The sequence below is a fragment of the Paenibacillus sonchi genome, assembly GCF_016772475.1.
Taxonomy (GTDB): domain Bacteria; phylum Bacillota; class Bacilli; order Paenibacillales; family Paenibacillaceae; genus Paenibacillus_AQ; species Paenibacillus_AQ sonchi.
In genome coordinates this window covers 6,807,985-6,821,424 of record NZ_CP068595.1, presented here as the reverse complement: position 1 = coordinate 6,821,424, position 13,440 = coordinate 6,807,985, and the positions used below count along the sequence as shown (strand labels likewise).

Below are 13,440 nucleotides of genomic sequence, written 5' to 3'. Positions count from 1 at the left end.
TCCTTTCCAAGCTGCAATTGATCTTACAATGTCACCCGGTGGCGGATAATAATTGAGGTGGAAAATATGAATAGAGATGAAGCAATAGCTCTTATTTTACGATCAACGATTGAAGATTTATCTAAGGAAGAACGTGAAGAAATCTTAATGGATTGGTGGGGGATAGATCAAGACGATCCCGAATTTGATAAGCTGCCGGAAACATTGCAATCGGAGATACTTCAATTTGATGAACCTCAGAATGATGTAATGGATGAAGTTTACAGTGCATTGCTACATGTGGCTCTAAGTAAAAAGTATCTTGGGGTCAGAAACGAGTATTTATCGAAAAGAGTGTCAGCAATCCTGGATTCTAATCAGGAGGTTGAAGGTTTGCCGGAAGAACTTTATAGCTGTCCGTGTTGTGAATTTAAGACACTTGCAACTAAGGGGGAATACGATATTTGCCCAGTATGCTTTTGGGAAGATGATGGAAGTAGAGACCCAAGCCACTATAGTTCACCCAACCACATGACTCTTGCTCAGGCTCGTGATAACTTTATTACGTTCGGTGCTGTGGATGAGTCTTCGTTACAATTTCTTCCGTTAGATAGACTTGAGTTGTTTAGTAAATAAGTGAAATGTAACAGTAACCTTTCCCCCTCATTATGGCACTTATAGGTTAAGAACATGAGAGAAAAGAGGCAGGCGAGCGTATGCGGCAGTGGGTGGAGAAGGCGAGGCAGGGGGATGCAGAGGCGTTCGCGCAGCTGATGGCGCATTGCCGGGGGATGGCGTATGCGGTGTCGTACGACATGCTGAAGGATGTCCATCTGGCGGAGGATGCGGTTCAGGAGGCGTTTCTTGAAGCCTATCTGAATCTGCAAAAGCTGAGCGAGCCGGCCGCGTTTCCGGGCTGGTTCAGGACGATTGTGGTGAGGCAATGCCAGCGGACCCTGCGGCGCAAGCGCCATACCCTGCTCCCTCTGGACGAAGCTCTGCAAGGCTTGCAGAATGAGCCGGGTGCAGCGGATATCCTGGAACGGAAGGAAGCAGAGGAGGTGCTGCAAAGCTCAGTGGCGGCGTTATCCGCCAAGCTTAGAGTTCCGGTGCAGCTGTTTTATTTCTACGGCTATTCGCTTCAGGAGATTTCCGGATATCTGGGAACTCCGGTGCAGACACTCAAGAAGCGGCTTCACGATGCCCGCCAAAAGCTGAAGGGCACACTCCCGGTAGCCGACCTGGCATCCGTGTTCAATCTTTTGTATGAAGGAGGCGGAAAAATGCTGCATATTGTGAACGGAGATGTTGTGGGCAACATGCTGAAGCATGGCATTGTTCAAGGAGAGGTACTGGTGTGGAGGGAGATATACTCTTCCGGACCGGTATTTGCAGACCTTGCGGGGTCCCGGGAACGGGCCGAACGCGCCCGGGTGCTGGAAGCAACTCTCGGGATTCCGGCTGGTGAGTATATGACAGGCTGTGAGGAGCAAGAGCGGAAACTTCGTGAATATGCCCAATACGATGAAGTCGTACTATGGTTTGAGCATGACCTGTTCGACCAGAGTATGCTTGCCTATCTGCTCCATTGGTTCAAGGGACAGAAGCTGGGCCGGACCAAGCTCAGTCTGCTGTGCATCGGGGAGTTTCCGGGAATTGAACGGTTCCATGGTCTGGGGCAGCTTACTCCGGCCCAGCTTGGAACGTTATCCGGGACCTGGCGGACGATTGGGCGGCCGGAAATAGAGCTGGGAAGTGAGCTGTGGCAGGCATATGCTTCTCCTGATCCCACCCGGATGGCTGATTTGCTGGATCAAAAGAATGCAGAACTCGCAGCATCCGGCCTGCCTTTTGCCTGTGAAGCCTTCCGGACGCATCTCATGCGTCTGCCTTCGGTGCATAATGGCCTTGGGATTGTGGAGCAGACCACATTTGATGCTATTGCATCCGGGGCACAAACGCCGCTGGAATTATTCCGTCAGGTGTCTGACACGCTGCATGTGCTCGGTATGGGGGATCTCGAATATTGGAAGTTTCTGCGTGCGCTTACGGCAGGGGAGCATCCTCTGCTGCACATCGAAGGTGCTGAGGGTTACACGGATTTCCGGCAGATTCCGGAGTTCCTGAACCGCAGGGTGGCGGCGACAGCGCTGGGGCAGCAGATCCAGGAAGGGGCGGCGGACCGCGTCCTGGTCCAAGGAATAGACGAGTGGTATGGAGGCCTGCACATGCAAGGGCGTGAGGTGCCGTGGCGGTGGGATACGGAGGCTGAACAACTGGTCCGCCAGCTAAATACACAGTAAATACCGGCTGCCGAGATAATATTGGAAATTGTTTTTTGCTGCTTACCATAACAAAATACGATTTTTGACGTATAATTATTATTCTGATCTGCCAGAGTCATTTAATATGTCCGGATACAAATAAATGAACTCCCGTTACATTTCGGAATAAAATAAATATATGCCCTGCCCTTCTTGCATCTGCAAGTGGGTCTTTTTTACTTAATAGTCCGGTTCGCTGGTTAAGGAAAATTATGGGTGGTATGATGGGGATACCTTATCAGCGGGTCAATGAAAATCGGCCTAGACCCGAGGGCGAATCCAAGTACAGCTCTGCGCCTTAAGCATCAATGTACGCGATAAGTTTATTTTCCGCCCCGGTTTAACCGATGTAATACGTAACAGACGTAACTCAAGATGAACCAGAGAAACCTTTTGGAGGAGAGAGTACCATGGCTAAGAAACATTTTATTTGCAGTAAATGCGGATGTAAAGAGTATGCCGTGGATCAGTTTCAGGCAACCGGCGGCAACTTTGCCAAGCTTTTTGATGTCCAGAACAAAAAATTCATCACCATCAGCTGCCGGGAATGCGGATATACTGAATTATACAAGTCCAATACGGCAAGCGGCATGAATATATTGGACTTCTTGATGAATTAGAATTAGATACCCTGAAATACATATCTGCAGGCCATCCGAATATCATTGGAATTCATTGAAGGTCATACTTGAATGTCTGTCCGCTACTCTTGTGCTTCTATTCACAGCTTGAACACTGCCACCCAGCCCCGGCTCTTGTCATCCCATAATGCCTGAAGTCTCTGTACCTGCTCCTGCGAGCAGTGCAGCGCGTGTGCGGATGACCTCCGGTGCTTTGAGTGGAAATATTTAACCCCTTGCGCATATATTGGAATAAGAAGTAAACTTTTTACATAGTATAATCATCCATTTATCCATCAAGGGGGCAGAAGCAAGCGATGTCCTATTCACAAGTCACGAAAAACGCCTTAGCACACTCACTCAAAAAGCTGATGCTCACAAAACCGCTCCACAAGATCACCATTCAGCAGCTTACGGATGATTGCGGGGTGACCCGGCATACCTTCTACAATCATTTCCAGGATATTTATGAACTGCTTGGCTGGGTCTACCAGACAGAAATCGTTGAGGGACTTGAGCAGTACCGCAATTGCGCCGGCTGGAAGCAGGGGTTCCTGAGCGTACTTTATTATACGCAAAACAACAGAACCATTTGCCTGAATACCTTCCATTCGCTGGGCCGGGAGCACTTGGAGAGCTTTTTGTACGGGGTGATCTACGGGGTAGTGATTCAGGTCGTGGAAGAACTGGATGCGCGGGAACCGGAACGGGCGGACGTGCAGGCCAAGCAGGAGATTGCTGATTTCTATACATTGGCTATTCTCGGGCAGGTGATCCATTGGCTAAAAGCAGGAGCGGACTCTGACCCGGCCCGGATCGTGGCAAAGGTAGCCCGGATTATGGACGGGAGCATCTCCCGGGGGCTGGCCAACTATCATACCCCCTCATACAAATGAACTTGGTAACTGTATAGTAAATGAATGGAAAGAAGGATATCCACAGCCGCAGCTTGCGGCGGGGGTATCCTTTTTTGTGCGGAAACATGGCAAATCGTATGAAAAGTGCAGCTTGAAAACATAACATTATAGTTACATGAAAACTACATGAAAAGGGCCTTTGGCTGATTTTAACCGAAAAATCTGCTGTAAAATAAATTTTATCTCAATGAGAGCGCTTTATCAATGCCATATAATCTAACATTTGAATTGACAATGCTTAAAATTTGTAATAGATTATTTAAAAACATATAAGTTTATATAAGCAATTATTAGTTTGTATACTTTTATATGAGGGGTTATGCGCATGGTAAAAGTGATTGGCATAGGAGACAATGTCGGCGATATCTATTTGGATTCCTATGAGATGTTCCCCGGGGGACAAGCCCTTAACTTCTCCGTCTACGCCAAGCGGCTGGGGGCAGAATCGGCTTATATTGGAGTCTTTGGCGATGATGCAGTGGCCCGCCATATTGCCGGTACGCTGGATGAAGTCGGAGTTGACCGCAGCCATTGCCGCCATGTTCAAGGGGAAAATGGATATGCTCTGGTGGAACTGGTAGACGGGGACCGGGTTTTTCTGGGAAGCAACCGGGGCGGGGTGCTGAAGGACAAGCCCATCATTCTTGACAGCAAGGAAGAGGCGTATATTAGGCAGTTTGATCTTGTCCATACCAGCAATAACAGCTATTTCAATGAGCAGCTGTCCAAGGTTCATAAGCTGGGTGTAGCCATCTCCTATGATTTCTCAAAAAGCTGGAGCAATTGGAGGGATGTGGAGCAAATCGCCCCTCACCTGGACTACGGTTTCCTCTCATGCAGCAGTGACATGACGGATGAAGAGGCGGCGGAGACCTGCCGTAAAGTTCATGCGCTGGGCTGCCGCAGCGTAGTCGCAACATTGGGGAGCCGGGGGGCTTGGTTCTATGATGGAGAACTAACATTGTTCCAAGCTTCACAGTATGTTGATCCGGTTGACACTTTGGGGGCAGGCGATTCATTTGCGGCGGCGTTTCTGGTTGATTATTTGCGTCAGAACAAGCTAGATCAGGGTCTGATGAATACCAGTACACATGACCGGGAAGAAGCCTGCCGGCAGGCACTCGCAAGCGCAGCTTCATTTGCGGCCCAAAGCTGTCTGGAACGAGGGGCCTTCGGCTACGGCAAAAAATATCAGCACCCGCTGCCGAAACGGCCGCGGACGAACAAATCATCCTAAGAAGGCCAGGTGAACATTGATGAGCTATATGATTGGCGTGGATGTCGGCGGAACATTTACCGATTTTTCTTTGTTCGATAAAAAGCTGGGCAAGCTGAGCCATTTCAAGCACAGCTCCACCCCGGAAGATCCATCGAAAGCCATTGTCGACGGTGTCATTCATATTTTAAGCGAGCATGCGATTCTTCCGGGTGACGTAAGTTATCTTGCCCATGGGACTACAGTGGCGACCAATGCGCTTATTGAGAAAAAGGGCGCCCGGATCGGACTCATTACGACAAAGGGGTTCAAAGACTTAATGGAAATCGGCTGGCAAAAGAGGCCGTCCTTATACGACCTTCTCAAAAAGAAGCCGCCGAGCCTGATCGAATCCGGACTGATCTATGAAGTGAAAGAAAGAATCCTCTACGATGGCACGGTCGAGACGGACATTGATGAAGAAGAGATTTCGGCGGTTGTCCGCGCTTTGGCCGCCCAAGGTGTGGAAGGGTTCGCCGTATGCACTTTATTTTCGTTCATTAACCCGGCCCATGAGCTGAAGATCAGGGAACTGATTTTACGGGAATGCCCGGATGCCTATATCACACTGTCCTCCCAGCTTGTTCCTGAATTCCGGGAATATTCGCGGATGAGCACAACGGTGCTGAACACCTATCTTGGTCCTGTAATGAAGAGGTACGTTGACAGATTCGGCACATCGGTGGCTGATGCGGGAGTGGAGGCAGATCCTTATATTACGCAATCCAACGGCTCCGTGATTTCGATTGCGGAAACCATTGAAAGTCCGGTCAAAACGGCGGTATCCGGCCCAAGCGCAGGAGTCATCGGTGCGAACTACATCGCAGGACAGTGTGGAATCGATAAGATTATTACGTTTGATATGGGTGGAACAAGCATTGACGTGAGTCTGATCGAAAACGGCGTTGCCCAAATTTCCAATGAACGGCTGATTGAAGGTTATCCAGCCCGGATTCCGATGATCGACATTGCAACCGTAGGCGCCGGGGGTGGCTCAATTGGGCAGATTGACGAAGGCGGCGCATTGAAGGTAGGCCCGCAAAGTGCAGGGGCGCTGCCGGGACCGGCCTGTTATGGACGGGGAGGTGAACTTCCCACGGTTACCGATGCGAACGTGGTGCTGGGGAAATTGAACCCTTACCGCATTCTGGGCGGCCGAATGGAGATCAAGGCTCCGCTTGCCGAACAAGCCATCACCCGCCATATCTCGCAGAAATCGGGATTAAGCCCCGATGAGGCAGCCGCAGGAATTGTATCCGTTGTCAATTCCAACATGATCCGGGCAATCCGGGTCGTGTCCGTAGAGAAGGGGTATGATCCCCGTGAATTCACACTGATGGCTTTTGGCGGCGCAGGACCGCTGCATGCATGTGAGGTTGCGCAAAAAATGGGCATCCACCGGGTCCTGATCCCGCCTTCTCCCGGAACGCTGTGCTCGCTTGGCCTGCTTATGGCGGATACCAAATTTGATCTCAGCCATTCCCGGATGTTGATTGCCGATCCAAGCAATGTACCCGCCCTGCAGGAAATATTCTCCCGCATGATCCGCGACGGCAGTGCATTCCTGGACAAAGAGCAGGTCGGGGACACGGAACGCGAATTCAAGTGTACGGTCGAATGCAGGTACGAGAAGCAAAACTATGAAATTCCGATTTCAATCGACCCCGGATTAACGGGGGATGTTCTGGAACAGATGATTCAAACGTTTCATGCCGAACACGAAAAACTGTACGGCTATTCCAATCACAATAAAAAAATACAGATGGTCAACTACCGGGTCAGCGCCATCGGCGTAATTGACAAGCCGGATCTGCCCGTCAAGGAAGCGGTCCCCGGTGCCAAGCCGCCTGAGCCGGCGGAAGTGCGCAATGTTCTGTTTGAGGGTGAGCCGGTGAGACATTTGACTAACGTCTACCACAGGGACGAGATAGAAACCGGCTGTCAGATTCAAGGTCCGGCCATCATCGAGGAAATGGACTCCACCACCATTCTCCCTCCGCATTGGGAGGCTTATGTCGATGAACTGGGCAATATCAGGGCCGCTTATCGGGAGGTGAAAGGAAATGAATAAGCACAAGGTCGATGCAGTGACGGTTGAAATTGTCGGAAATCTGCTGCTCACGATTGCAGAAGAAATAGGCATCAGCATCATCAAGAGCGCCTACTCCTCGAATATCAAGGAACGGCGGGATATATCTGCCGCAGTCTTTGACCCGGAAGGCAATCTGGTGGCCCAGGCTGAACATGTGCCGATGCATTTGGGTTCATTGCTCAGCATCGTTAAGGAGGTGTATAACAAGTATCCGCCGGAAGCCATACAGCGGGGAGACATGTTTATCGGAAATGATCCATATAACGGAGGCGGGACCCATCTTCCGGATATTACGATCGTAGCACCAGTGTTCGCGGGCGAAAGGCTCATCGGCTGGGTGGCCAATTTGGCCCATCACAGCGACGTAGGCGGAAAGGTGCCGGGCTCCACCTCCGGCGACGCCGTCAGTATTTATCAGGAAGGGATAAAAATCCCCATCTCCAAAATTTGCCGCCAGGATGAGGTCAATGAAGAGATTGTAGATTTTATTATGACCAACAGCCGCATTCCGGAAGAACGTTACGGCGATCTCCATGCGCAAATGGCCTCCAACCGGGTTGGGGTGAGAAGGTTGCTGGAAGCCTATGAACAATATGGGGAGACGCTGGTCTTAAGCATGGCCCAGCTGCAAAATTATGCAGAGCGCAGATTAAGGGCGGGCATCGAAAAGCTTCAGGATGGTGAATACAGCTTTACCGATTACATGGATGATGCCGGAGCGGCCAGCCCCGATCCCATCAAGCTGACCGTAAAAATTACCATTCAGGGAGATGCGATGGAACTGGACTTTGCGGGCTCACAGCCGCAGGTAAACGGCCCGATCAATGTCACGTATAACGGGCTGCTGGCCACTGTCTTTTATTCGATCAAAGCGCTCATAGATCCGGATATATACTCCAACGCAGGCATTTACCGTGCATTTACGATCAAGGCCGAACCCGGACTGATTATCAACGCACGCAATCCGGCCCCGGTCGGTGCGCGGATCGACACCTGCATGCGGGTCAGTGACGTTATCTTCGGCGCGATGGCACCGCTGGTCCCGGAAAGGGCCATCGCAGGGTGCAACAGTTCATGCACGACGGCGGTATTCAGCGGATATGATCCCCGTGATCCCGATCAATTCTATGTCTATCTGGAGACGATCGCCGGAGGCTCCGGGGCCAGCCGGCGGGCTGACGGGCTGAACGGCGTGCAGGTTCATTTGACGAATACCTCCAACTTACCGATTGAAGCGCTGGAAATGGAGTTTCCGCTCGTTATCGTGCGGGAATATTCCCTGATTGAAGACAGCGGCGGACCGGGTGAGTTCCGCGGAGGCCTGGGAATCCGCCGGGAGTTCGAGTCCCGGTTTGACCAGGTTACGTTCACAGGACTTGGAGACAGGCAGAAGTTTCTCCCCTGGGGCTTGAATGGCGGCGGAGAGGGAGCAGGGGGCGTCTATCAGCTGAAACGCGCCGACAATTCTGTAGAAAGACTCCCTTCCAAATGTACAGAGATCGTCCTGAACCGGGGGGACCGGATCGTCATCCACACGCCGGGGGCTGGCGGCTACGGCAATCCGGCCGACAGAGACCCTTCACTTGTCCTGAAAGACGTCATTGAGAAGAAGATCAGTATCCGGCAGGCGAAAGAGAAGTATGGCCTGCAAATCATCCAGACCCCGCAGGGATATCAAATTGCCCAACAATAAGCGGATAGGCACCTATCCGGCAAACGGAGGAGAATCATGGAAATTAAGGACATTATCAGTGACATCAGAAGCAAGCTCAAGGAAAACGGGGGACTGAAGCATATTTATTTTGTTGCCTGCGGAGGCTCCCAGGCGGCCATCTTCAGCGGCCATTATCTCATTCAAAAAGAGGCCCGGACCTTCGGAACCTCGATCTACAACAGCAGTGAATTTGTCCATGCGACACCGGCGATGCTGGATGAACAGTGCATTGTGGTGCTGTGCTCGCTAAAGGCGACGGCTGAAACGGTGCAAGCCGTTCAACTGGCGAATGAGCGGGGAGCCTATACGATCGCCATGACCGGGTTTCCCACCACAGAGATGGCCACAAACGGCATGTATCCCGTAGTCTATTCGAACGGAGAGCAGCAAGTTTACAGCCAAGGCAACCAATCCTCCGTCCTGCGCATCAGCTTTGAAATTCTGCATCAGTTCGAAGGTTATGCGCACTACCAGGCGGCGCTCGAAGCATTCACCAAGGTGGACTCGATAGTGGCCAGTGCCCGCACTTATATCAAACGTATCGCCAGCAGGTTTGCGGATGAATACAAGGACGATGAAATCTTCTACGTCATGGCCAGCGGCCCGGCCTATAGCACAGCCTATACGATGGCCTATTGCCACTTTATGGAGATGCAATGGAAGCATGCGGTGCCGATGCATTCAGGTGAATATTTTCATGGACCGTTTGAAACGACCGATAAAAACATCCCGATCATCCTCTTTGTGTCTGAAGGCGCCACCCGTCCGCTCGACGAACGGGCTTTGACCTTCCTGACCCGCTATGCCCAGCGGGTGACTGTCATCGATGCAAAAGAACTGGGAATTAACATCATTGACGATTCCGTTGCCGAGTATTTCCTCTCCGTCATCATGATCCCGGTGGAACGGGATATCGTGTCCCGTATGGCTGAGATCAGAAATCATTCTATGAATATGCGCAGATACATGTGGAAGGTGGAATATTAAGCAGAATGTAGGTGGGATGAACTATGAAAACATATGTATTGCGGCGGCTGCTCATCGCATTGCCGACGTTTTTGGGAATTACCATACTGGTGTTTTTTGTTTCCTACCTGGCGTCGGGAAGCCCGCTGGAGCTGCTGCTCAGCAATCAAAACATTTCGGAATCCGAAATTGAGCGGCAGCGGATCAAGCTTGGTTTGGACCAGCCGGTCTATATGCAGTATTTTTCCTGGCTGGGCAATATGCTTACAGGCAATTTCGGCGAATCCTACCGGACGATGGAAGCCGTGACCGGCATGATTCTTAAAGGCTTGGGGGCCACCTCCATTCTAGTTGTCGCTTCGGTCCTCCTGGCCTGCCTGATTGCCATTCCGTTAGGCATCCAGTCGGCAAGGCACCAAAGTAAATTATGGGACAACCTGGCCGCTGTGTTTTCCTTCCTGGCCACCTCAACGCCCAGCTTTTTTATTGCCTTGGTGCTGCTTTATTTATTTTCGGTAAAATTGCAGCTTCTGCCCATCGGCGGAATGTACACCGTTGGGACAGCTAACAGTTTCTTGTCATTATTGGCGCATCTGATTATGCCTTGCCTGGTGCTGTCCTTTCACATGATGGGGACGCTGATTCAATTTACGCGCAGCAGCATGCTGGAGGTGATGCGGGAGGACTACGTCCGGACTGCCAAAGCGAAGGGATTACAGGAGCGTGTGCTGATTGTAAAACATGTGCTCCGGAATTCCCTGATCCCGGTGGTTACCTATCTGGGGATGGAGATTCCGCTTCTGCTCGGCGGTGCGGTCGTTACCGAACAGGTTTTTTCCTGGCCGGGGATCGGTAAGCTGATGATTCAGTCCATCTCCGCCCGTGACTACCCTGTCATTATGGGAGTTACGGTGCTGGTTGCGCTGGCAGTCTTGATTTTCAATCTTATTACGGATCTTGTCTATGGATTGTTGGATCCGAGGATTCGTTATGACTAGGTGGCGATCTGTATGGTGAAAGCAAACAGCAGAAAACGGACAGTCTTCATTAACTTTATGAAACGGTATTGTCACAACAAACTGGCTATTGCAGGACTGGTCTCCATCGTGCTGATCGGGCTGCTCGTTGCCTTTCTCCCCCGTTCCTGCAATATGCCGAAGACCAAATCGACCCGCTCGCCTTCAGCGCAGCTCCCGGCGGCAGCCATCTCCTGGGGACGGATGATGTTGGACGGGATGTTCTGAGCCGGCTGTTAAACGGCGGACGCGTATCGCTTTTTGTCGGGATTCTCTCCGCATTGATCAGTGTGGCGCTGGGGATTCCGCTCGGGCTGCTGGCTGCCTTTTTCCGGGGGAAGTTCGAAACGGTGACCATGCGGTTAGCTGATATCTTCCTGTCCTTCCCGAATATAATTCTGATCCTGTTTCTGGTCTCTATTTTTGGCCCTTCCATTATTACGGTAACTGTGGTAATCGGCATACTGGGCTGGCCGTTTTTCGCCAGGCTCATGTTTGGCACCGTGCTGAGCATCAAAGAAAAGGATTATATCGAAGGTGCAGCCGCTATCGGCGAGAAGCAGAGAACCATCATTTTCAAATACATTTTGCCCAACGCCATCGCGCCGATCCTCATTCAAGTCACTTTTCGGATTGCCGGGGCGATCATTCTTGAATCGTCACTGAGCTTTCTCGGCATGGGTGTTCAGCCTCCGGCTGCTTCCTGGGGGAATATGCTGTACAATGCGCAGTCCATCACGATTTTATCGGAACGGCCATGGATGTGGCTGCCTCCCGGACTTCTGCTTATCCTCACTATCTTATCCATCAATTTTGTCGGCAACGGCCTGCGGGACGCATTGGACCCCAAAACCAGACTTTAAACAAAGGAGAAAATGATATGAAGAAGAACAACCGCTTACTGTTCATGCTGGTGATGATGCTTACGGCTTCACTTCTTTTGTTTGGATGTTCATCGAACGCAGGCAACACTGCCGGAAACGCCAGCAGTCCGCCGGGGACAGAGGCAAGTCCGCAGCCGCAGAGCGAAGGCGGGGCAGCCAGCGGAATAGTAACCATGGCCATTATATCTACCTGGGACACACTCAATATTTATAACACTTCGGGGAATTACGGCAACGCGGTTGCCGACCAGTTGTTCGAACGCCTCGTTTTCAGAGAGCACAACGGCAATGTCGTCCCCCGGCTCGCCAAATCCTGGGCCATGGCGGACGATAATCTGTCGATGACGTTCGAGCTTGCCGATAATGTCACCTGGCATGACGGGGAGAAGCTGACCGCAAAGGATATTGTCTTCACTGTGCAGGCAATGACCACCCCGGCTGTTAACAACTACTACCGTTCCGCCTTCAATGTACTCGCTGGCACAGACGCGGATGGCATTGCGCAGGATCCGGCAAAAGTGGGCGTGGAAGCGGTCAGCGATACCTCTGTCAAATTCACGTTCAAGGAGCCGAAGGCCGAAGAAACGATCCTGAATGCGTTCCTGAGCTTCCTTTATGTTCTTCCTGAGCATATTTTGGGGCAAGGCGATCCGGCTTCGATCAACACCTCCGGGTTCTGGAATGCCCCGGTTGGCGCCGGGCCCTTCAAATTCGTCAAACAGACCGCAGGCGAATCGCTTCAATTGGAGGCTTTTCCTGATTATTATCAGGGCAGCCCCGGCTTCAAAACGCTGGTCGTACGTGTCGTACCGGCGGCCAACCTTACTGCAGGTTTGATCAACGGGGATATCGATGTGGTGGCGATGGGGAGCATTCCGCTGTCCGACTGGGACACGGTCAAAAACAATCAGAATATTGTAGCTTCCTCCATCCCGGATTATTCCTACCAGTACATGTTGTTCAACTTGTCCAAGGACACCTTCCAGGATTCTAACGTAAGAACAGCCTTTGACAAAGCGATCAATAAGACACTGATTGTCGACAATCTCATGAAGGGCGAAGGGGGAGTTGCGGTCGGACCGATGCCAAAGTACCACCCCTATTACAATCAGAGCCTGGTGCCGAACGCATACAATCCGGATGAAGCCAAGCAAATGCTGGAAACAGCCGGCTTCGACTTTAAGCGTGAATATCTGCTGATCGTCCCGCAGGGCAACCAGGTCAGAGAGCAGTCGGCGCTATTGATCCAGCAGGATTTGGCGGCCATCGGGGTAAAGGTGAAGATTGAGACCTATGATTTTGCCACACTCCTGTCGATGCTTAAGAACGGGGAATCGGACCTTGGCCTGCTGGGCGGAGGCAGCAATATTGACCCGGGCGAAAGCAGCGTCATTATGAAGCCGGGCGACTCGAGAAACTATTCCCTGTTAAAAGATTCCAAATGGTACGATATTGCAGCGAAGGGCTTTTCTCTTTATGATTTTGACCAACGAAAAGCGGTATACGATGAGTACCAGCAGGCCCTCGTGAAGGATCAGCCGTATATCTGGCTCTACCATCAAAACAATTTGTGGGCCCATTCCTCCCGCCTGACTGATGTGCCGATGGAGGACTTCGTCTGGATGAATTTTGCGTCATGGAAATGGAAGATCGCCAAATAATTCTCGTACACA

The 13,440-nt window shown here is 51.3% G+C and carries 12 protein-coding genes; all 12 read left to right on the top strand.

Annotated elements, in window-relative coordinates:
- Window positions 1-66: 66 nt before the first annotated feature.
- The 12 genes from JI735_RS30700 (at window position 67) to JI735_RS30645 (ending at window position 13,428) form a co-directional block, all read left to right on the top strand.
- Entirely contained in the window at window positions 67-615 is a 549-nt protein-coding gene (locus JI735_RS30700; RefSeq protein ID WP_051051911.1) for a CPCC family cysteine-rich protein, read from the top strand.
- A gap of 80 nt (window positions 616-695) precedes the next feature.
- Window positions 696-2,282, top strand: coding sequence for a sigma-70 family RNA polymerase sigma factor (locus JI735_RS30695; RefSeq protein WP_039836177.1), 1,587 nt, complete (start codon window positions 696-698; stop codon window positions 2,280-2,282).
- A 431-nt stretch (window positions 2,283-2,713) separates the two neighbouring features.
- Window positions 2,714-2,923 carry a zinc ribbon domain-containing protein gene (locus JI735_RS30690; protein WP_039836176.1) on the top strand — a complete coding sequence of 70 codons (210 nt, stop codon included), beginning with the start codon at window positions 2,714-2,716 and terminating at the stop codon, window positions 2,921-2,923.
- Between the two features lie 317 nt (window positions 2,924-3,240).
- Window positions 3,241-3,819, top strand: a complete 579-nt coding sequence (locus JI735_RS30685; protein WP_039836175.1) for a TetR/AcrR family transcriptional regulator C-terminal domain-containing protein — start codon at window positions 3,241-3,243, stop codon at window positions 3,817-3,819.
- A 346-nt stretch (window positions 3,820-4,165) separates the two neighbouring features.
- Window positions 4,166-5,077, top strand: a complete 912-nt coding sequence (locus JI735_RS30680; protein ID WP_202676750.1) for a PfkB family carbohydrate kinase — start codon at window positions 4,166-4,168, stop codon at window positions 5,075-5,077.
- Between the two features lie 19 nt (window positions 5,078-5,096).
- Window positions 5,097-7,166: a hydantoinase/oxoprolinase family protein gene (locus JI735_RS30675; RefSeq protein WP_039836168.1), complete on the top strand. Its 2,070-nt coding sequence runs from the start codon at window positions 5,097-5,099 to the stop codon at window positions 7,164-7,166.
- Window positions 7,159-8,880 carry a hydantoinase B/oxoprolinase family protein gene (locus JI735_RS30670; protein ID WP_039836166.1) on the top strand — a complete coding sequence of 574 codons (1,722 nt, stop codon included), beginning with the start codon at window positions 7,159-7,161 and terminating at the stop codon, window positions 8,878-8,880. The genes JI735_RS30675 and JI735_RS30670 overlap by 8 nt, the downstream gene beginning before the upstream one ends.
- 36 nt (window positions 8,881-8,916) lie before the next feature.
- Window positions 8,917-9,888, top strand: a complete 972-nt coding sequence (locus JI735_RS30665) for an SIS domain-containing protein (protein ID WP_039836165.1) — start codon at window positions 8,917-8,919, stop codon at window positions 9,886-9,888.
- 23 nt (window positions 9,889-9,911) lie between these two features.
- Complete coding sequence (locus JI735_RS30660; RefSeq protein ID WP_039836164.1) at window positions 9,912-10,865, top strand: ABC transporter permease; 954 nt, start codon at window positions 9,912-9,914, stop codon at window positions 10,863-10,865.
- 12 nt (window positions 10,866-10,877) lie between these two features.
- Window positions 10,878-11,111, top strand: a complete 234-nt coding sequence (locus tag JI735_RS30655) for a hypothetical protein (protein ID WP_202676749.1) — start codon at window positions 10,878-10,880, stop codon at window positions 11,109-11,111.
- A gap of 62 nt (window positions 11,112-11,173) precedes the next feature.
- Entirely contained in the window at window positions 11,174-11,746 is a 573-nt protein-coding gene (locus JI735_RS30650) for an ABC transporter permease (protein ID WP_233476533.1), read from the top strand.
- 17 nt (window positions 11,747-11,763) lie between these two features.
- Window positions 11,764-13,428, top strand: a complete 1,665-nt coding sequence (locus JI735_RS30645) for an ABC transporter substrate-binding protein (protein ID WP_051051906.1) — start codon at window positions 11,764-11,766, stop codon at window positions 13,426-13,428.
- Window positions 13,429-13,440 lie beyond the last annotated feature (12 nt).